At 35.0% G+C, this 18,947-nt stretch carries 21 protein-coding genes, 1 tRNA gene and 2 pseudogenes; 15 read left to right on the plus strand and 9 right to left on the minus strand.

Annotated features, from left to right (window positions below):
- The first annotated feature begins 132 nt into the window (after positions 1 to 132).
- The 10 genes from ACYH9I_RS05485 to ACYH9I_RS05530 all read left to right on the plus strand — a co-directional run bounded on the left by ACYH9I_RS05485 (position 133) and on the right by ACYH9I_RS05530 (position 7,905).
- A complete protein-coding gene (locus ACYH9I_RS05485; RefSeq protein ID WP_483559499.1) occupies positions 133 to 531 on the plus strand; it encodes a hypothetical protein in 399 nt (132 codons plus the stop codon).
- Between the two features lie 87 nt (positions 532 to 618).
- Positions 619 to 936 carry a ribosome silencing factor gene (gene rsfS, locus ACYH9I_RS05490; protein ID WP_141671935.1) on the plus strand — a complete coding sequence of 106 codons (318 nt, stop codon included), beginning with the start codon at positions 619 to 621 and terminating at the stop codon, positions 934 to 936.
- A gap of 4 nt (positions 937 to 940) precedes the next feature.
- Positions 941 to 1,411 carry a 23S rRNA (pseudouridine(1915)-N(3))-methyltransferase RlmH gene (gene rlmH / locus ACYH9I_RS05495; RefSeq protein WP_091346129.1) on the plus strand — a complete coding sequence of 157 codons (471 nt, stop codon included), beginning with the start codon at positions 941 to 943 and terminating at the stop codon, positions 1,409 to 1,411.
- A gap of 23 nt (positions 1,412 to 1,434) precedes the next feature.
- Positions 1,435 to 1,902 carry an rRNA maturation RNase YbeY gene (gene ybeY / locus ACYH9I_RS05500; RefSeq protein WP_483559501.1) on the plus strand — a complete coding sequence of 156 codons (468 nt, stop codon included), beginning with the start codon at positions 1,435 to 1,437 and terminating at the stop codon, positions 1,900 to 1,902.
- A 117-nt stretch (positions 1,903 to 2,019) separates the two neighbouring features.
- Entirely contained in the window at positions 2,020 to 2,892 is an 873-nt protein-coding gene (gene corC / locus ACYH9I_RS05505) for a CNNM family magnesium/cobalt transport protein CorC (RefSeq protein WP_091346132.1), read from the plus strand.
- A complete protein-coding gene (gene lnt / locus ACYH9I_RS05510) occupies positions 2,885 to 4,426 on the plus strand; it encodes an apolipoprotein N-acyltransferase (RefSeq protein ID WP_483559503.1) in 1,542 nt (513 codons plus the stop codon). The genes corC and lnt overlap by 8 nt, the downstream gene beginning before the upstream one ends.
- A gap of 225 nt (positions 4,427 to 4,651) precedes the next feature.
- A complete protein-coding gene (locus ACYH9I_RS05515) occupies positions 4,652 to 5,560 on the plus strand; it encodes a glutamate/aspartate ABC transporter substrate-binding protein (RefSeq protein ID WP_160401816.1) in 909 nt (302 codons plus the stop codon).
- 152 nt (positions 5,561 to 5,712) lie between these two features.
- Positions 5,713 to 6,447, plus strand: a complete 735-nt coding sequence (locus tag ACYH9I_RS05520; RefSeq protein ID WP_160401817.1) for an amino acid ABC transporter permease — start codon at positions 5,713 to 5,715, stop codon at positions 6,445 to 6,447.
- A 1-nt stretch (position 6,448) separates the two neighbouring features.
- The gene (locus tag ACYH9I_RS05525) at positions 6,449 to 7,183 is read left to right on the plus strand and encodes an ABC transporter permease subunit (RefSeq protein ID WP_483559505.1); all 735 of its coding nucleotides are present in this window, start codon (positions 6,449 to 6,451) and stop codon (positions 7,181 to 7,183) included.
- Positions 7,180 to 7,905: an amino acid ABC transporter ATP-binding protein gene (locus ACYH9I_RS05530; protein ID WP_160401819.1), complete on the plus strand. Its 726-nt coding sequence runs from the start codon at positions 7,180 to 7,182 to the stop codon at positions 7,903 to 7,905. Before ACYH9I_RS05525 ends, ACYH9I_RS05530 begins: the two co-directional genes overlap by 4 nt.
- Positions 7,906 to 8,007: 102 nt before the next feature.
- On the opposite strand, the gene recD is transcribed toward ACYH9I_RS05530, so the two are convergent.
- Positions 8,008 to 9,858, minus strand: a complete 1,851-nt coding sequence (gene recD, locus ACYH9I_RS05535; RefSeq protein WP_483559507.1) for an exodeoxyribonuclease V subunit alpha — start codon at positions 9,856 to 9,858, stop codon at positions 8,008 to 8,010.
- A 24-nt stretch (positions 9,859 to 9,882) separates the two neighbouring features.
- Complete coding sequence (locus tag ACYH9I_RS05540) at positions 9,883 to 10,062, minus strand: hypothetical protein (RefSeq protein ID WP_483559509.1); 180 nt, start codon at positions 10,060 to 10,062, stop codon at positions 9,883 to 9,885.
- Between the two features lie 327 nt (positions 10,063 to 10,389).
- Here ACYH9I_RS05540 and nadR point away from each other — a divergent pair, with 327 nt between their 5' ends.
- Both nadR and pnuC read left to right on the plus strand, forming a co-directional pair.
- On the plus strand, positions 10,390 to 11,625 hold the full coding sequence (gene nadR, locus ACYH9I_RS05545) for a multifunctional transcriptional regulator/nicotinamide-nucleotide adenylyltransferase/ribosylnicotinamide kinase NadR (protein WP_483559511.1): 1,236 nt from the start codon (positions 10,390 to 10,392) through the stop codon (positions 11,623 to 11,625).
- Positions 11,626 to 11,627: 2 nt separating this feature from the next.
- On the plus strand, positions 11,628 to 12,317 hold the full coding sequence (gene pnuC / locus ACYH9I_RS05550; RefSeq protein WP_483559513.1) for a nicotinamide riboside transporter PnuC: 690 nt from the start codon (positions 11,628 to 11,630) through the stop codon (positions 12,315 to 12,317).
- 91 nt (positions 12,318 to 12,408) lie between these two features.
- Here pnuC and ACYH9I_RS05555 read toward each other — a convergent pair whose 3' ends face one another.
- Genes ACYH9I_RS05555 through ACYH9I_RS05580 form a run of 6 tightly spaced genes read right to left on the minus strand, consistent with a single transcriptional unit; the run spans position 12,409 to position 15,920 of the window.
- A complete protein-coding gene (locus ACYH9I_RS05555) occupies positions 12,409 to 13,035 on the minus strand; it encodes a protein-L-isoaspartate(D-aspartate) O-methyltransferase (protein WP_160401827.1) in 627 nt (208 codons plus the stop codon).
- Between the two features lie 5 nt (positions 13,036 to 13,040).
- Positions 13,041 to 14,063 (minus strand): tRNA pseudouridine(13) synthase TruD, encoded by a 1,023-nt coding sequence (gene truD / locus ACYH9I_RS05560; RefSeq protein ID WP_483559515.1) that lies wholly within the window; start codon positions 14,061 to 14,063, stop codon positions 13,041 to 13,043.
- 21 nt (positions 14,064 to 14,084) lie between these two features.
- Entirely contained in the window at positions 14,085 to 14,570 is a 486-nt protein-coding gene (gene ispF / locus ACYH9I_RS05565; RefSeq protein WP_483559516.1) for a 2-C-methyl-D-erythritol 2,4-cyclodiphosphate synthase, read from the minus strand.
- 4 nt (positions 14,571 to 14,574) lie between these two features.
- A complete protein-coding gene (ispD, locus tag ACYH9I_RS05570) occupies positions 14,575 to 15,285 on the minus strand; it encodes a 2-C-methyl-D-erythritol 4-phosphate cytidylyltransferase (protein ID WP_483559518.1) in 711 nt (236 codons plus the stop codon).
- Positions 15,285 to 15,581, minus strand: coding sequence for a cell division protein FtsB (gene ftsB / locus ACYH9I_RS05575; protein WP_483559520.1), 297 nt, complete (start codon positions 15,579 to 15,581; stop codon positions 15,285 to 15,287). The genes ispD and ftsB overlap by 1 nt, the downstream gene beginning before the upstream one ends.
- A 21-nt stretch (positions 15,582 to 15,602) precedes the next feature.
- A complete protein-coding gene (locus ACYH9I_RS05580) occupies positions 15,603 to 15,920 on the minus strand; it encodes a TusE/DsrC/DsvC family sulfur relay protein (RefSeq protein WP_483559522.1) in 318 nt (105 codons plus the stop codon).
- 193 nt (positions 15,921 to 16,113) lie between these two features.
- Here ACYH9I_RS05580 and ACYH9I_RS05585 point away from each other — a divergent pair.
- Both ACYH9I_RS05585 and ACYH9I_RS05590 read left to right on the plus strand, forming a co-directional pair.
- A tRNA-Ser gene (locus ACYH9I_RS05585) sits at positions 16,114 to 16,201 on the plus strand.
- 263 nt (positions 16,202 to 16,464) lie between these two features.
- A pseudogene (locus ACYH9I_RS05590) lies at positions 16,465 to 17,455 on the plus strand (integrase core domain-containing protein).
- 41 nt (positions 17,456 to 17,496) lie between these two features.
- Here the strand turns inward: ACYH9I_RS05590 and ACYH9I_RS05595 are convergent.
- Positions 17,497 to 17,592: pseudogene (locus ACYH9I_RS05595) on the minus strand (hypothetical protein); the annotation flags it as partial.
- Positions 17,593 to 18,095: 503 nt separating this feature from the next.
- Between ACYH9I_RS05595 and ACYH9I_RS05600 the strand changes: the two are divergent.
- Positions 18,096 to 18,668 (plus strand): hypothetical protein, encoded by a 573-nt coding sequence (locus ACYH9I_RS05600; RefSeq protein ID WP_483559524.1) that lies wholly within the window; start codon positions 18,096 to 18,098, stop codon positions 18,666 to 18,668.
- Positions 18,669 to 18,947: the final 279 nt, after the last annotated feature.

An 18,947-nucleotide genomic window follows, 5' to 3' on the forward strand; every position in this document is an offset into this window, starting at 1 on the left:
GCTGGTTTATGACTTTTCTAAAAAATTTTTACCTTAAAATAAGGTCTTTTTTCTTGTTCAAATTTCCTTTAACATTTATCTATTTTTATAAAATGAAATAACTGAAAATTACTCAGTTAGTTTGCATGTATTATGAAAGCGATATTTTTCTTACTTTTTTTATTTAATACTAATTTTGCAGAGGCAGCAACAGTTAGAATCTATCCGCGTATTAGTCACAATTACAATCCAATATACCCATCTTTATTAGGTTTATTTTTAGGACTTTTATTCTTTGTAGTTATATCGTCGTTAACAGAGGTGCTAGCTGCACTTAGCATATATAGAGAAAAAAAGCCAAAAGCAGAAAATACAACAAAAAAAGCAATAAAAGACACAGTAGAAGATAAAATAAAAAAAGAGGAACGTTTAACGATAAATAATCAAAAAAAATTGAAAAGAGACCAAATAAAGAAAAACAGAAAAGAACAGATAAAAAAAATGCGTGAAGATAGATTAGCAAAAAAAGAAAAGAAAAAACAATCCCAATAATCAATAAAAATATGTGTAAGTTATCATCACCGCTATTTTATAAATTCGTGATATACTAGCGCTTTATTTTTTAATCATAGAGAGTTTATTTTGCAGCAGTCGTTACAAGATTTTATTATTGATAAGATTGATGATTTAAAAGGCAAAGATATTGTTACCCTTGATGTCCGTGGTAAGTCGAGTATTACTGATTATATGATTATTTGTACGGGCACTTCAAACCGTCATGTTTCGTCTATTGCTAATCACTTGCTTGACGAAGCCAAAAAACAGGGTCATTTAGTGTTAGGTAGCGAGGGTAAGAGCGATGCCGATTGGGTTGTGGTTGATATGGATTCAGTGATTGTGCATATCATGCAAGAAGAGAGTCGTCAGCTTTACGAACTAGAGAAGCTTTGGAGTTAATGGCGTGAAGATTCAGCTGATTGCTGTTGGTACGAAGATGCCAAGTTGGGTCACCACTGCTTTTGATGATTATCGTGCACGCTTTCCTAAGGATATGCCGTTAGAGCTTGTTGAAATACCCGCTGGTAAGCGTACTAAAAATGCCGATATTGTGCGAATTTTAGATAAAGAAGGCGAATTGATGTTAAATGCCTGCGGTAAAAGTAATCGTATTGTGACACTTGATATTCCCGGTAAACCATACACAACACATAATTTAGCTGAACAATTAGAACGCTGGAAAGTCGACGGACGCGATGTGAGTTTGTTAATTGGTGGACCAGAAGGTTTATCACCTGCTTGCAAAGCGGCGGCTGAGCAGAGTTGGTCACTATCGCCACTTACTCTTCCCCATCCTTTAGTGCGTGTCATTGTGGCTGAAAGCCTTTACCGTGCGTGGAGTTTAACCACAAATCATCCTTATCACCGTGAATAATAAAGTAAGGTAAACAAAATAAAATGAGCGCAATTATTTTAGATTTACAAATTGCTACAGAAGATAACCAAAATTTACCAGCCGAAGCGCAAATTTTGCAATGGTTAGAGGTTATTTTGCCGCAATTTGTGGATAATGCTGAACTGACTATCCGTATTGTTGATGAGCAAGAAAGTCAACAATTAAATAATACTTATCGTCATAAAGATAAACCAACCAATGTGTTATCTTTTCCATTTGAATCACCCATTGAGATTGATGTTCCTTTATTGGGCGATCTTATCATTTGTAAACAAGTTGTCGAAGCCGAAGCCAAGCAGCAACATAAATCATTAACTTCGCACTGGGCGCATATGATTGTACATGGCTGTTTGCATTTACTCGGTTATGATCATATTCTTGACGACGAAGCCGAAGAAATGGAAAATATCGAAATCGATATTATGCAGCAACTGGGGTTTGAAGATCCTTATCAACCCATTGATGAATAAAAGTGTATGATGAACCGTTTGATTTTATGCTATTTTGTAAGATCATTTAGTAGACAAATTTAGTACACTAAGTAAGAAATATTACATTAATAATAAAGCAAGAAAGGAAGAGTACAAATGAGTGATGATAATCACCGGAGACCTAAAAAAGGGTTTGCATTATGGTTAAGTCAATTATTTAATTCAGAGCCAAAAGATAAAGAAGAACTGATCGAAGTGATCCGCGAAGCCGAAGAAAACGAGCTTATCGATCCAGATACGCTTGATATGATTGAAGGCGTCATGGATATTGCCGAGCAACGCATTCGTGATATTATGATCCCTCGCTCTCAAATTGTTACCATTAAAGATAATTACTCTCTTGATCAGTGTTTAGATATTATTTCTGAACATGGACATTCCCGTTATCCAGTTATTAGTGAAGATAGAGACCACATTGAAGGGATTTTGTTAGCAAAAGATCTGTTGATTTTTATTCGCCAAGGTGTGGATAATTTTGATCTTAAAAAAATCCTTAGACCTACTGTTGTTGTGCCTGAAAGTAAGCGCGTCGATCATATGTTAAAAGAGTTTCGCATGCAGCGTTATCATATGGCGATGGCTATTGATGAATTTGGTGGTGTGTCGGGACTTGTAACTATCGAAGATATTTTAGAGCTGATAGTAGGCGATATTGAAGATGAATATGACGAGGTTGAAGATCGCGATATCCGTCGCTTGTCTCCTTCGGTTTATACCGTTCGAGCACTGACACCAGTCGAGGATTTCAATGACATTTTTGCCACTCATTTTAGTGATGATGAAATGGATACTATCGGTGGACTAGTCATGCAACATTTTGGGCGGTTACCTTTACGTGGCGAAAGCATCACCATTGATGGTTATCAATTTAAAGTTACCATTGCCGATCGTCGGCGCATTATTCAACTCCATGTGACAATTCCAGAAGGGGCAACAGTGCCTAATTTAGAGTTACCTGACAATGTTTAAACACATATTATTGAGCCTATTTTTTGGTGGTATAGCGGTATTTAGCTATGCCCCTTTTCATATTTGGCCTTTAGCCTTTGTGTCGTTTACGGGGCTGTTATGGCTTATAGCCGATAAATCAAAAAAACAGGCCATGTTGCTTGGATTAAGTTGGGGGGTTGGCTACTTTTCGGCTGGGATTCACTGGGTCTATATCAGTATTAAGCAGTATGGGGAATTACCGCCTTTTGTAGCTGTGATTATTTTGGGGCTTTTAATTCTCTATTTGTCGCTCTACCCTATGCTATTTGCTTTCTTATTAAGAATGGCCAATCGGTTTGCTCCGCAATTTTCATTTAAACAGCTTGTACTTGTGGCGCCAATTTTTTGGCAAATCACCGAATTTTTACGTGGCTATATTTTAACAGGGTTTGCTTGGTTGCAATTGGGATATAGCCAAATAGATAGCCCTTTACATGCTTATTTTCCTGTAATTGGGATCGATGGTGTTAATCTGCTTTTAGTGCTGTTATGTGGTTTATTGATTTATGGTATAAAGGCCACTAGCACAAAAGTGCCCAAAAGGCACACTTTTGGTGCATTTTTTGCACTGCTTGCGATCTTTTTTGCACCAATTTCATTCAACCATATCGATTGGACAACGGTAGATAATACGCGTTCAGCTAATTTTGCTTTAATTCAAGGCAATATTTCGCAGTCAGTTCGTTGGACAAGAGAGCAACTGAATAATACGTTACAAACCTATGCTAAACTCACTCAAGATAGCCTAGAAGAAAATAAAATCATTATATGGTCAGAAGCTAGCATCACCGATTACGAAATTAATCAGCAATCATTTTTACAATATCTTGACAACGAAGCCAGATCCCATAATGCTGAAATCGCTGTCGGTATTATTGATTATCGTTTTGGTGAAAACGGTTATCAATCCAATGGTGATATCTATAATACACTATTGGTATTGGGCGAAAAGGAACCCTATCAATACCCTACAACGAATCGTTATCAAAAACACCATTTAGTACCTTTTGGTGAATTTACGCCACTAGAATCAGTACTTGAACCAATTGCGGAATTACTTAACGTTCCTATGTCATCAATGAAATCTGGCGAAGCAAAACAACCACAACTCGAAATAAAAGGCTTTAAATTTACGCCTGCTATTTGTTATGAAATTATTTTGTCAGATTTAATGCGACAAAAATTTACTCCTGATAGCGATTTTTTATTGACGGTGTCAAATGATGCATGGTTTGGTAATAGCATTGGTCCTAAGCAACATTTACAGATGGCGCAAGCGAGAGCGCTTGAGTTTGGTCGGCCGTTAATTCGTAGTACCAATACAGGCATTACCGCAATTATTGATCAGCATGGAAATATTATTAAACAATTGCCTCAATTTGAAACAGGTGTTTTATCGGCGTCTTTTTCCCCCACAACTGGGCTAACGCCTTATGCAAGATGGGGAAATGTTCCTTATTTTATCATTATGGCATTGATGTTTATCTCACTTTTGATAAAAAGACGTTCATAATTTATGATACTGGCATAATTATTGCTTAAATATAATTGGGCTTAAGAACTTTTAATGGAATCAATTATTAGCAAAAACACGCTGATTGCTGATTTCATATAGCTCCGATATAGATAAATAAACAGTAAAAGTACTTTTATACAAAAAAATAAGTTATAATATATGCCCTTTGTAAAAATATTAAATATATTTAATATGATACAGATTACACAGTAGGAGATGAGTATGAACAAAAAGACAAAATTAACCAAATTAGTACTATCATTTGCAATGTTAGGGTTAATGGCTGGTTCGGCTGTAGCAGAAGAACTAAGCGGTACATTAGCCAAAATTAAAGATACAGGTGTTATTGTTGTTGGTCATCGAGAATCTTCGATTCCATTTTCCTATTATGGTGAAAAACAAGAAGTTATTGGTTATTCACAAGATTATACTAATTTAATCGTTGATGCGGTTAAAAAAGAATTAAACTTACCTGATCTTAAGGTAAAATATTTACCAGTTACTTCTAAGACTCGTATTCAACTACTTAACAACTATACCTATGATTTCGAATGTGGTTCAACAACTAATAATCTTGAACGCCAAAAAACAGTTGCTTTTTCAGACAGTATTTTTATTGTTGGTACGCGCTTCCTAGTTAAAGCGGATAGCAATATCAATAGTATCGAAGATCTAAAAGGTAAAAATGTAGTAACGACAGCAGGTACAACTTCTGAAATCCGTTTAAATCAAATCAATAATAAAAATAACTTAGGTATTCGTATTATTACACCAAAAGATCATGGTGATGCATTTAAAGCGTTAGAAACAGGTCGAGCTGCAGCATTTTTAATGGATGACGCGCTACTTGCAGGCGAACGTTCTCGTGCAATTAATCCTGCTGAATGGAAAATTGTTGGTGAACCGCTTTCTTATGAAGCTTATGGTTGTATGTTGAGAAAAGACGATACTCAATTTAAACAATTGATGGACAAGACAATTGCTGATGCGCAAAAATCAGGAAAGGCTTTAGAATCCTATAACAAATGGTTTACTCAACCTGTTCCGCCAAAAGGCGCAAATATGAGTCTTGAAATTTCACCAAAAATGGTTGAGCTATTTGCCAATCCTAATGATAAAGCATTAGATTAATACTTTCTCTTATTCTTTCTAATCCAATGTACTAAATGCTTTCGCATTTAGTACATAATCTAATTTAGCGAATTAAATATATTATGAGTTTTAATTGGACATTATCTTTTGAACCTATTACAGCTTTATCGTGGAGTTTTTTAGACTCCATAATGAGTTTTAATTGGATGTTATTTTTTCAACCCACCCCTTACGGTGATGGTATTTACTTAAATTGGCTATTAGATGGAGTTCTTGTGACTGTTTCATTAGCAGTTACTGCGTGGATCATCGCTTTTGTGCTAGGATCTCTTGTGGGAATATGTAGAACTTTAGACAATAAGTTTTTAAATAATTTTGCAGCAGGTTATATTCAACTATTTCGTAATATTCCATTACTAGTGCAAATGTTCTTGTGGTATATGATACTGCCAGTAATATTAAGTGGTCGTTTAAAAATTTGGTTTATATCTGACTTATCACCTAATGTAAGTGCATTTATCACTGCCGCAATAGCGCTAGGGTTGTTTACTTCAGCTCGTATTGCTGAACAAGTTAGAACTGGCATTCAAACGTTACCCAAGAGTCAGCGCTATGCCGCTATTGCTCTTGGTTTAACTAATCGACAAGCTTATATGTATGTTTTATTACCAAACGCTTATCGACGTATTATTCCACCATTAACATCAGAAATGACCAACATTATTAAAAACTCATCAGTTGCTTCAACAATTGGGTTAATTGATTTGATTGGTCAAATTGATCGTATCAATGAGTCTACCAATAGCATTGTTGAAATTTTGTTGGGTGTTACTATTGCCTTTATGTTGATTAACTATGTGGTAATTACTGTGATGCGAATTGTTGAAAAATACACTCGCTTACCTAACATGAGTCATGGAGGGTAATATGTATTTAATTGATTGGATTACAAATACACAATTATATAATTGGATTGTAAATATACCTCCATTGGTATCAGATGAAAATATTTATCCTGTACTAATTGATGGTTTATGGTTAACAGTGCAAATCACTTTCACAGCTGTTGTTTTTGGTATTGTATGGGGTACAGCACTAGCTTTAATGCGTTTATCAAATAATAAATTACTTAACTTTTTTGCTAAAAACTATGTTAATTTATTTCGCTCTATTCCACTATTATTAGTATTATTATGGTTCTATTTAGCACTACCTCAGGTCATTATACATATCTTTAATTTGCCTCGTAATGCTAACGTGAACATTGCATCGGCGATAATAGCTTTTGCTCTTTTCGAAGCCGCATATTATTCTGAAATTATTCGTGCGGGTATTAATGCTGTTGCTAAAGGTCAATATCATGCAGCTTATGCATTGGGTATGACCAAAAGCCAAGCAATGCGTTTAATTATTTTACCGCAAGCTTTTAGATCTATGGTGCCATTGTTATTGACACAAGGTATTATTTTATTTCAGGATACCTCTTTAGTATATGTTATGGGCTTGATTGATCTATTTGGCGCAAGCGTAACGCAAATTGGTAAAGCACGAGGTGGTACTGATGAATATTCAATGATTATTTTTGCAGCAGCAAGTTATTTTGTAATTTGTTTTACTGCTTCACGTTTAGTTAATTATTTTAAGAAAGGGATAAATCGATGATCTCCTTAGAAAATGTATCAAAATGGTATGGACAATTTCAAGTATTAAAAAACTGTACAACTCGAGTCGGTAAAGGCGAAGTTGTGGTGGTTTGTGGTCCTTCAGGTTCAGGTAAATCAACTTTGATAAAAACAGTAAATTGTTTAGAGCCTGTACAAAAAGGCAAAATTATTATTGATGGAACTGAAGTTACAAGTAAAGCGACTAACTTAGCAAAGTTACGCTCTAAAGTGGGTATGGTATTTCAACATTTTGAATTATTCCCACATTTAACTATTTTAAAAAATCTCACCCTTGCACAAATTAAAGTGTTAGGCCGAACAGATGATGAAGCTCGCGAAAAAGCGCTTAGCCTTTTAGAGCGTGTTGGGTTACTTGCTCATGCAAATAAATACCCGGCACAGCTTTCTGGCGGTCAACAACAACGTGTTGCTATTGCGCGCGCATTATGTATGGATCCGATTGTAATGTTGTTTGACGAACCAACCTCAGCACTTGATCCTGAAATGGTGAATGAAGTATTAGACGTAATGGTTGAGCTAGCTTATGAAGGTATGACAATGATGGTTGTTACCCATGAAATGGGTTTTGCGCGAAAAGTGGCAAATCGTGTTATCTTTATGGATGCAGGAGAAATTATTGAAGATACGTCAAAAGAGCAATTCTTCACAAATCCACAATCCGATCGCGCTAAAGACTTCTTAGCGAAGATTATCCATTAATTTCATTATTGCAGGGCTCATCGCCCTGTTTTATTATTTGTTCCTCGACTTATCACACCATCTTATAAAATAATCAGTTTTAATACGCTTAACGGAATGAACTTAGCCATTATTTTGCAATAAACTGACTAAACCACTATGCCTCTGAGTTTGTGATTTAATAGCTTGTAATAAAATTGGTTCAGTGGCATAAATGGAAACCGTTTTTTTAGCACGAGTAATGGCAGTATAAAGCAATGAACGATTTAGTAACGGAGAATAATCAGTTGGCAGGATAATATTCACATGATCAAACTCTGAACCTTGTGATTTATGGATAGTCATGGCGTAAGCCGTTTCATGCTCAGGTAATCGAAACGGTGAAAATCCTTTAATCGAACCATCAGCAAAAGGGAAATATACACGTAATTTTGAACTATCGTGTTCGGCCATTAATGTAATGCCAATATCACCATTATAAAGCCCTAATGAAGTGCTATTACGCAAAATCATAATAGGCCGCCCTACATACCACGTTTCTTTGTTTCTTACATGAATCAATTGGTTTTTCGCTAATAATAATTCAATTTGTTTGTTTAAACCTTCTATACCAAAATGCCCTTCTCTAACAGCACAAAGCAAGCGATATTCAGCAAATTTAGCTAAGACTGCGGCAATGTTGCTAGTACCTTGTTGCTTAATAACATGTAAGTAATGTTTATAATGGTGAATGCTGTCTTGTAATACACCATAATAAGCTTGTTGAGATGATAGTAGATGATATTGGATATCGTTTAGTGACTCATCTGTTAATAACTGTTTAACCGCACTAGATCTCCCTTCTTTCACTGCATTAGCCAACAAGCCGATACCCGATGACTCGTTAAAACGGTAACTCTTTTGTAATAAGCAAATACTGTCAGTAATTGTAGCTGTTTGTTCGCAAGCAGGCACAACATAACCCGTTAATTGGCTTAGCTCTTTTGCGCGCGGTTGACTATAACCATGAGTAATAAAAGTACAAAGATCACCAAATACTGCCCCAGCTTCAACAGATGAAAGCTGATCTTTATCACCTAATAAGATTAAACGGGCAGATGTTGGTAACGCTTCTATTACTCTTGCCATCATATTTAGATCAACCATTGATGCTTCATCAATAACTAACACATCAATATGTAATGGATTATTTTTGTTATGCGTAAATGAACTGTTGTCTGCTTTTGCACCTAGTAAACGGTGTAAGGTGATCGCTTCTGCTTTTAGGTTTAGTGATATAAAAGCGAGTTGTTCTATTGTTCGGCTTAGTGATTCGGTTAACCTTGATGCAGCTTTTCCTGTCGGGGCTGCCGTCATAATTCGAGCATTAGGATTCGTTAACAAAATTCCTGCTAAGATCTTAGCAACGGTAGTTGTTTTACCCGTACCCGGTCCACCTGAAATAATTGCGACTTTGCGCGTTAATGCCGCAGCAACAGCGACTTTTTGCCAATCAATCTGAGATTCTTGATGAGTAAAAAGCTGATTTAATATAGCGTTTAAATCAGGATAATAACTTGGTTGATCATTAAAGGTGGTATGATTGAAATATTGAGCTACATTCTTTTCGTCCAGCCACATTCTTTGAAAATAGAGTTTATTGTCAATAAAGACAAGGGGAGAGAAGTTTGTTCCATCACTCACAACCTGACTATGGCGTGCTTGTTCAAGCGTGATCTTCCAATCTTGCTCACTTGGCGAGCCTAAAGCTAACCAGAGCGATGGTTCAATCGTTGTGGAATTTAAGAGTATCAGATCAAGACAAACATGCCCTGCTCTGACCTCTCTACTTAGTGATAAAACCAAAAAACTAAAACGTTTAACAATAATATCATTATTTAACATCGCTCTATTGGTTAAAAACGCTGCTAAGTGGATATCAAGCAAACTAACTTGGCTATCTTGTTTAAATTGGTTTAACCACTCGTTTAACATACTCTATTTCTATTATTGATTTATTTATAAGCCAATTATATCGTCAACTTTGTCTTTTAGATAAGCCAATTTGAAACTTAAAGTAAGATTTTTATTTTCACTAAGATTGAGCTTAAATTGCCATGTTAATTCACCCGTTTCTTTATTATATTTTGCGCCATCATATTTAGCATCATCAAGTGAAACAGGTTTATTTAAAATCATTAGTAACTAATCATAAACAACAATAAGCAGTTATTTGGCATTTTACGTCAATTGTATAAGCATATTTTGGTGAAATATTATTACTAAATAACGAGGTAATATCATGACCTTATTAAGTATTACATTATTATCTGCAAACACAATTAAAAACTATCTTTTGAATTTTCATACCGTTCCTTTCAAACTAAGGATTTTCCATTAACCATTTGAATAAAATTAAATTATAACTAGATTAAAAGCAAAATATTTTTGTTTAATATATTGAACAATAATGTAAAATAATATATATTTTGTTAAAAATAAAAAACAAAAAATAAGGGGGGCTTCATGAATAGCTTCAGTTATTTAAAGAAGACAATCAAACGAAAAAATTTGTCATTACAAACCGTAGCCGATGCTTGCAAAATGACTAAAGGTTACCTAAGTCAACTTATCAATGACAAAATCAAAAACCCAAGCGCGCAAAAGTTACAATCTCTTCATCAATATTTACAAATTGAAGCTCCCATCAAAGACAAAAAAATCGGTGTTATCTTTGGAAAGTTTTATCCTTTACATACAGGACATATTTATCTTATTCAGCGTGCAATTAGCCAAGTTGATGAACTATATGTCGTACTGTGTTCCGACACAATCCGCGACATGGCACTCTTTGAACAAAGTGCCATGTCTCGTCAACCCACTATCAATGATAGGATTCGCTGGCTACTGCAAACATTTAAATATCAAAAAAATATCCACATTGAATTATTAGAAGAAGATGGAATCCCAACTTATCCAAATGGTTGGCATGAGTGGAGCGAACGCGTTAAAAAACTGTTTCAAGAAAAGGGAATAAAACCTGATTGCGTTTACTCAAGTGAACCACAAGATGTTGCAATGTATAAAGATCTATTTGATTTAAATACCGTGCTCATCGATCCAAAACGACAATTTATGCAAGTCAGTGGCACACAAATCCGTCAAGCGCCACTCAAAAATTGGCAATATATTCCAACAGAAGTCAGACCGTTTTTTGTCCGAACAGTAGCTATTTTAGGCGGCGAATCAAGTGGCAAATCAACCTTAGTTAACAAGCTTGCTAATGTATTTAATACTACCAGTGCTTGGGAATATGGTCGGGATTATGTATTTTCACACCTTGGAGGAGATGAACGAGCTTTGCAATATGCCGATTATGATAAAATTGCCTTAGGTCATGCACAATATATCGATTTTGCAATAAAACATGCCAATAAAGTCTCTTTTATTGATACTGATTTTGTCACGACACAAGCTTTTTGTAAAAAATATGAAGGTAGAGAGCACCCTTTTTTACAAGCGATGATTAATAACTACCGTTTCGATCTAGTCATTTTGCTTGGTAACAATACCCCTTGGGTTGCCGATGGTTTACGCCATTTAGGCAGTCCCAAACAACGTAAAGATTTTCAAAAATTGCTAATCGCAATTTTAGAAAAAAATAATATCAACTATATTCAAATTGACTCACCCGATTACGAAGAGCGCTATTTGCGCTGTATTGAACTAGTTAACCAACTTATTGACGATAAAGAGTATTAATTATGAATAAATTAAGCGACATTACTATTTTAATTGGACGCAATAAATTCTATCCGTTTTTTTGTATATTATGTGTCACATTGGCATTTTTACACACTGATCCATTTACTAAATTCAATTTACGCTATACAACTTCCTACATAGGTGCTTTTTGTGGTCTATTATGCGTCATTCTATTAGCTAAACGTAAAAACATGGGTAATGTATTGGGTATGTTTGCCGCAGTTGCAGAATGTTGCGCGAATATCCTTGTTGGCAATATTGGTGCTGGATTACCGCCTTTGTACTACTTTTGTTCGCATATCTATGGCTTATTTACATGGAAACAGAACCTTGATAATGATAAAAATGTTAAGGTTCGTTCACTCAATGAAACTGCATTTTTATATACACTCATCTTCCTGATTGTTGCAGCCTTTCTCAATATTTATCTAACCGATAAAATTGGTTCATTCAATACAAGCTACCAACTCATTACTAATTGTTTCATCTTTGGATTAGGTTTAGTTGCTCAGTTATTATTAATGATGAGATACTCTTTTAACTGGTATTTATGGGTAATATTAAATGTATTAGTAATTGGGTTAAATATTTATACCGACAACATTATTATCGCAACACAGTACTTAATTTACCTATTTAATGCCATTTATGGAATTTGTGAATGGAAACGTTCTGAACAGAAAGAATAGATATACTAGATTTGTCAAAAAATTATGTTTCAGTATAAAAAATAGAAAATAAGTATTTTATTTTCTATTTTTTATTTTAGATAAGTACGAACTATTCTATATCGCCTTTAACCAAAGGCACAAATATCACCTCGCCCATATTTTTGGTTACGAAGTTATCTCCATCACGCTCAATTAACTGTAGAATTTGTTTGTTTTCGCCAACAGGAATCACTAATCGACCTTTATCTGCCAATTGTTCTAACAAGCATAGCGGCACTTCTGATGCTGCTGCAGTCACGATGATGCCATCAAATGGTCCGCGCTCCGGCCAGCCTAACCAACCATCCCCATGACGTGTTGAAATGTTGTGAATATCTAACTGCTTTAAACGGCGTTTAGTATTCCACTGTAGGCTTTTAATTCGTTCTACAGAACAAACATGATCAACTAACTTAGCCAAAACAGCTGTTTGATACCCCGATCCTGTGCCAATTTCGAGGACTTTGGAATTAGGCGATAATTTCAACAATTCGGTCATCTTTGCAACAATATAAGGTTGAGAAATGGTTTGGCCACTACCAATTGGTAGCGGTCGATTATCATAAGCTTGATGCGAAAGTGCTTCATCAACAAAATGCTCCCGGGGAATAGAAGCAATGGCATCTAAAACACGATCGTCTTTTATTCCGTGTTGACGCAGGAATTTAATTAAGGACTGCATTTTTAAACTTTGCATTTGGACTATTCATTTCCTATTATTAATTCACGAATCACACTTGTCGCATAACAACCTGATGACAAATAGAAATTAAGCTCAAGCGTACTACTATCCAACCATTGCCAATTAAGCTGCTCAGCTCGCAACAATAATGATCTTCTTACCGTCTCAACTCGTTCTTTTTTAAATAGATCATTAAATTCAGACCAATTTTCTAAACACTTTTGCTCAAATTCTAACGCTTTATATGATGTACCAAGCGGTGAATCTCCTAACAGCGGAGCTGTAATATTAAGCTCAGCATTTTCTAGACGCTGCTGTAATACCGTTAATTCATCAGGTTGAGCAACAAACCAGCTACCACGTTGTGCTAATTGTAATATATCACCATCCAACACTGTTTGATGCAAATTTTGTGCAATTCGTTGGCTGACAATATCATTGAAAATCGCACTTCGTGCGGCTGAAAGATAAAAGCTACGCTTTTTGCGATCTTTAACCGAAATTTCACCACTGGCCCATTTTATGGCTTGAGTAATATTATTCTCATCACGACCAAAACGCTGCTCACCAAAATAATTAGGCACACCATGTTGTTTGATTAACGTTAATTTAGATTCAATCTCAGATTGATCACTTAAATCTTTTAAAATAATTTTAAAATAGTTACCCTTTAAAGCACCAACTTTTAATTTTTTATTATGCCGAGTGACTGTTAATATGTTACACCCAGCCAAATCAAATGCTGAAAAGTCAGGCGTTTGCTGACCTGGCATATGTAAACTAAACCACTGCTCAGTAACAGCTTGGCGATCTTTCAGTCCGGCATAACTTACTAGCTTTGCTGAAATACCCACATACTTAGCCAACTGCTCAGCTACAAAAATTGTATTACAATCACGTTTTTGCAAAAAAACTAAAACATGTTCACCGTCGCCAGTCAGTTCAAAACCAAGATCTTCTTTGACTACAAAATCTTCGTATTGTTGTTTATATTGCCCTGTAGTGGTTGGTTTTCCATATAAATAATTAAGTTGTGCTAACACCTGTATTGCCTATTTTTAAATTTAATCTATTTTAAACTTTTTGCTTAATAACACGACCGCTTGACAAGCAATACCTTCTTTACGCCCAGTAAAGCCCAACTGCTCAGTCGTTGTCGCTTTGACACTAATTTGATCAAAATGAACATTTAAATCTTCAGCAATATTCACTCGCATTTGATCAACATGCGGTCGCATTTTTGGTTCTTGTGCAATGATAGTGGTATCCAAATTCACTAATTCATAGCCTTTCGCTTGAACAAGGGTATATACCTCTTTCAATAATATTCGACTATCAATGCCTTTATATTTCGGATCCGTGTCAGGAAATAGCTTACCAATATCCCCTAATGCTAATGCACCAATCAAGGCATCAATTATTGCATGCAATACAACATCACCATCAGAATGAGCAATAAGGCCATATTGATAAGGAATTTTTACACCAGCAAGGATAATAGGACCTTCGCCACCAAATTTATGCACATCAAATCCATGACCTATTCTCATACTTTTACCTATTTGGAGTTTTCTTAGTTAAATAAAAAGTTGCCAATGCTAAATCTTCAGGGCGCGTTATTTTTATGTTATCTCGACGGCACTCGATCAATAAAGGATGCCCACCACAATACTCAATGGCGGAAGCCTCATCCGTGATGGCAACACGATGATCTAACGCTTGTTGCAAACATGATTTTAATTCGCCTGCATTAAACAGTTGAGGCGTTGCTGCCCCCCATAAATAAGTACGATCTTCAGAATAATCAACAACGGTATCATTATCTTGATACGCTCGTTTTATTGTATCACTAACACGGGTAGCTAATAGGCCACCTTGTTTTTTATTTATTACCGTTGTGATTAACCGAGTAATATCATCATGATCAACGCAAGGTCTTGCTGCATCATGAACTAAAGCCCATTGATCATCATTTAACAATTGCAACCCTGCTAACACCGAATCGGCTCGCGTTTTGCCACCTAAAGTGACGTTAATCTTATCGTGTAAAGCGATCGAAAGGGTATTAAATATGTCATCTTCAGGACTAATAACAACAATAACTTTGTTTATTTGCTCATGACTTAACAATTTATTTAACGTATGTTCTAAAATCGTCTTTGAATCGATTTTTAAATACTGTTTAGGAACTTGGCTATTCATACGACTACCAATTCCGGCTGCTGGCACAATAGCGATGATATTATTGGGGTTCACATTATGCATTATCGTTTTTTCAAGCCTGAATCAATTATAATACGATAAAAATATTCATTAGGTTTAACCATACCCAAATGACTACGCGCACGCTCTTCAATAGCTTCAGAACCACGTTGTAAATCGTTAATTTCAGCAAACATTTGTTCATTACGAGCCTTTAACTTTTCATTGTCAGCACGCAAACTGATTAACATTTCGACATTATCTTGATAATCGTACACATTATTTTTGCCATACCATAAAGAATACTGCAAATAACCAAGCACGACCAATAGTAATAAAGGGAGCTTCCATCTTATCATGAATTGAATATTATCCTTTATCTATATACATTTAACGGGTTTTGGTAAACCTGCAAGTTTAGTCGCTTGTTTAGCAGGACCATCGGGAAATAACTTATACAAATAACGACTATTGCCTTTTTCTACACCAAATTTCTTTTCCATCGCTTTGACTAACGCACGTATAGCTGGCGAGGTTTTATATTCTAAGTAAAAATCGCGAACAAATAAAATCACTTCCCAATGTGCATCCGTCAAATCAATACCCTCTTTGACGGCCAACTCAGGAACCAACTCAACAGTCCAGTCCTGCCAATGTCTTAAATAACCTTTATCATCGGTTTCTATCTGTTCTAACATTTTTTAAAGTACGTGATTTAATTTTTGTTGTATTATACTCAATTAATCAAGATCCAACACTAATTTTGATGGCGAATTCACCCTCAATAACCTAAATTCCACAAATTTTGGTGAAATTTAAAGCAAACGATAAAAAATCTTAAAATAGCTATTTACAAATAAGCAAGTCTCCTTTAATATTCACAGCCATTGCGGAAGTGTGGCTGAGCGGTTGAAAGCACCGGTCTTGAAAACCGGCGAGGGGCGACCCTCCCAGAGTTCGAATCTCTGCGCTTCCGCCATTTATTTTTGTGGCAGATTCCACAGTTGTCCAAAGAAATCCATTTTAACCTTTACTATTAAAGATTTTAGTAGATTTTTTTGCTTTCTATTTTTTATTAATTCCATACTCGTCCAAACTAATCCATACCAACCCACACTTAGAACGTTCACCGAAAAATATTCGAACTATTTTGTATTTTTCATCAAATACTGTAACCACCCCCTAAATAGTACAGCAAAAAAGTAGAAAATTCTCTATGATAAAAGTAAAGGGGATTTAATTATGAAAAAAATGACTGAACATCAAATCGTCGCTATTTTAAAAGAAGCTGAAGCAGGTATTCCCATTAAAGGACTGTGCCGTAAATATGGCATGGGTAATTCAACTTTCTATAAATGGCGAGATAAATACGGTGGTATGGAAACTTTGGATATCAAACGCTTCAAGGAGCTGGAAGCTGAAAACCGCAAGCTTAAGCAGATGTTTACCGAACTGAGCTTAAAATCCCAGCTTCAGGAAGAAATCATAAAAAAGCTTTAGTGCCCACAAAGGCACGTAAAACGTGGGCACAGCAACTACAACAAAATCATTCAGTTACTATTGCTATGAGTTATGCCATTGTTGGCTTAAGCCGTTGTGCTTACTATTATCAACCTAAGTTATTGGATGATTCAGTGATTATTTAGGTGTTGAATGCTATCACAGACCGGCATTTACGCTGGGGCTTTCCTAAATGTTTTAATAGTATCAGAAAGCTCTGCTATAAATGGAACCATAAACGGGTGTATCGGGTGTATTGTGAGTTGAAACTTAATATTAGGGCTAACCCCCCCACAAACACCAGAAAAGCTATTGGTTCCTAATAAACAAGGTGAATGTTGGTCAATGGATTTTATGAGCGATAGTAGCCGTAATCAATGGCGATTTAGGACATTCAATGTCATCAATGACTTTAATCGTGAGGTGTTAGGTATTGATATTGCATTAAGCTTACCAGCAGAAAGAATTACCCGTTACTTAGATAAACTGGGCTAAATCACATGATATAGCCATTGATTATATCCAGCCCGGTAGTCCTTATCAAAATGGCTATATTGAACGATTTAATCGTACCTATCGTACTGAAGTACTCGATTTATATCTTTTTAACAACTTAGCACAAGCAAGGAGAATAACCGAAGAATGGTTAACGATTTATAATACCGAAAGACCGCATGAGGCATTAAATAACATGACACCGATTGAGTATAAAACACTAAAACAAGCAGCATGATTTTCTACGTGAGCTGTGTACTAAGTTTGGGGTATTTACAGTGATGGATGTAATGACAAACCAGTTACTGCACCATGAAGTAACGGCTTATCTTCAGGTTTAATATTGCGAGCTTTCGCGTCCGATAATTTAGCCATAAACCAACTCCATTTAATTATAGTATGCCATTTAGTATACCATTAATCGTTATTTTTAATAATACACTCTTAAACAAAATCATACATATTTTCATATTATCAATATGATTTTTAAAATTTTAATTTTTTATAATAAGACTAAATAAACATTCTTTAGACATAAAAAAAGCGGACTGCGATTCCGCCATCTTCTCCAAGCATTATTTAGAAACTGATAAACCAACTAATCACTTTTTATCAGCACATCATCTAATATACTATTCTCATTCAAATCAGCTTAAATAATTTTCTATCTGCATTTTAAAACAGCAAGTCAAAAAATTTCAATAAAATCAATACCTTTCCTGACCAACTTTTGGTTGAATTTATTTTTAAATAATCAGCTAATATGTTGTTTTTATGGGATAGCTAGAAATTCTAGCTTATTTTGATAATTAATCTTAAATTTATATTCTGTTTAATTTATAGTAGCATGCTCTAAAAAAATATAGGAATAAACAACAATGAATAATCTATTAAAATTAGTAACTGCATTATCTTTACTTTTTACAGCAACCACATTTGCTGCCCCAAATACAGAAGAAACCCCTATATTTAAAAAACAGCATGAAGTTCTAAACGATGGTATTGAATATTTAACTTACTCAGCAGATATTGATGATGGCCGTTTTGTCATTATTATTGATGAATATAAAGAAACTAAACAAGCTGTTACAAGATATATTGTTGGCAAAAAAGTATATCGATTACTTTCTGTTAATTATTGTGTTGCTGAAACTGATTTATGTGGTGATATCACTACCCTATTAAAACCGTTAGAAGTATTGGCTGATGATTTATATGGAAGTGAAGCAGCTAAAGACTTAGTTTGGCGTATTACTTATGTTAAGAATGATGACATAGTTTCAACTGACCAATTAGTTCCAATTCCGGAACTAGGTGATTTAAAAGACTTTGTTGGTGTTTATAGCGATGATGAAGATGATATGGATGCCCCATATGATGAAAATAGTCATGTTGAACAATACACACCACATATGTTAGGTTGGAATTATGGTCCTAAAGTTAATCCATAAAAACAACAAACCAATTTGTTATTGCTAGTAAATGGATACAATGTATAACTCTAAAGTCGTTGATCGAGTTGCCCTCTGAAACTGTAATTTTATTCGGTAAACGGCTTTATTCTTTTACAAAAGAAGAAATAAAAACTCAAATAAAATCAATACCTTTTCTGACTGATTTTTATATGGCATTTATTTTTATAATAGATAGTGACGTAACGTTTTATTGAGTAAATAAAAACCCTAGATTAACTAGGGTTTTTGTGTGGGTTTATTAGTATAGCTATCTAG

It is taken from the genome of Gilliamella sp. X-23, assembly GCF_057063545.1.

What these genes read in the sequence shown, in the direction of transcription:
- ACYH9I_RS05485 (WP_483559499.1), top strand. Translation starts at nt 133, where the DNA reads ATGAAAGCGATATTTTTCTTACTTTTTTTATTTAATACTAATTTTGCA.
- ybeY (WP_483559501.1), top strand. Translation starts at nt 1,435, where the DNA reads ATGAGCGCAATTATTTTAGATTTACAAATTGCTACAGAAGATAACCAA.
- corC (WP_091346132.1), top strand. Translation starts at nt 2,020, where the DNA reads ATGAGTGATGATAATCACCGGAGACCTAAAAAAGGGTTTGCATTATGG.
- lnt (WP_483559503.1), top strand. Translation starts at nt 2,885, where the DNA reads ATGTTTAAACACATATTATTGAGCCTATTTTTTGGTGGTATAGCGGTA.
- ACYH9I_RS05515 (WP_160401816.1), top strand. Translation starts at nt 4,652, where the DNA reads ATGAACAAAAAGACAAAATTAACCAAATTAGTACTATCATTTGCAATG.
- ACYH9I_RS05520 (WP_160401817.1), top strand. Translation starts at nt 5,713, where the DNA reads ATGAGTTTTAATTGGATGTTATTTTTTCAACCCACCCCTTACGGTGAT.
- ACYH9I_RS05525 (WP_483559505.1), top strand. Translation starts at nt 6,449, where the DNA reads ATGTATTTAATTGATTGGATTACAAATACACAATTATATAATTGGATT.
- ACYH9I_RS05530 (WP_160401819.1), top strand. Translation starts at nt 7,180, where the DNA reads ATGATCTCCTTAGAAAATGTATCAAAATGGTATGGACAATTTCAAGTA.
- recD (WP_483559507.1), bottom strand. Translation starts at nt 9,858, where the DNA reads ATGTTAAACGAGTGGTTAAACCAATTTAAACAAGATAGCCAAGTTAGT.
- ACYH9I_RS05540 (WP_483559509.1), bottom strand. Translation starts at nt 10,062, where the DNA reads ATGATTTTAAATAAACCTGTTTCACTTGATGATGCTAAATATGATGGC.
- nadR (WP_483559511.1), top strand. Translation starts at nt 10,390, where the DNA reads ATGAATAGCTTCAGTTATTTAAAGAAGACAATCAAACGAAAAAATTTG.
- pnuC (WP_483559513.1), top strand. Translation starts at nt 11,628, where the DNA reads ATGAATAAATTAAGCGACATTACTATTTTAATTGGACGCAATAAATTC.
- ACYH9I_RS05555 (WP_160401827.1), bottom strand. Translation starts at nt 13,035, where the DNA reads ATGCAAAGTTTAAAAATGCAGTCCTTAATTAAATTCCTGCGTCAACAC.
- ispF (WP_483559516.1), bottom strand. Translation starts at nt 14,570, where the DNA reads ATGAGAATAGGTCATGGATTTGATGTGCATAAATTTGGTGGCGAAGGT.
- ispD (WP_483559518.1), bottom strand. Translation starts at nt 15,285, where the DNA reads ATGCATAATGTGAACCCCAATAATATCATCGCTATTGTGCCAGCAGCC.
- ftsB (WP_483559520.1), bottom strand. Translation starts at nt 15,581, where the DNA reads ATGATAAGATGGAAGCTCCCTTTATTACTATTGGTCGTGCTTGGTTAT.
- ACYH9I_RS05580 (WP_483559522.1), bottom strand. Translation starts at nt 15,920, where the DNA reads ATGTTAGAACAGATAGAAACCGATGATAAAGGTTATTTAAGACATTGG.
- ACYH9I_RS05600 (WP_483559524.1), top strand. Translation starts at nt 18,096, where the DNA reads ATGAATAATCTATTAAAATTAGTAACTGCATTATCTTTACTTTTTACA.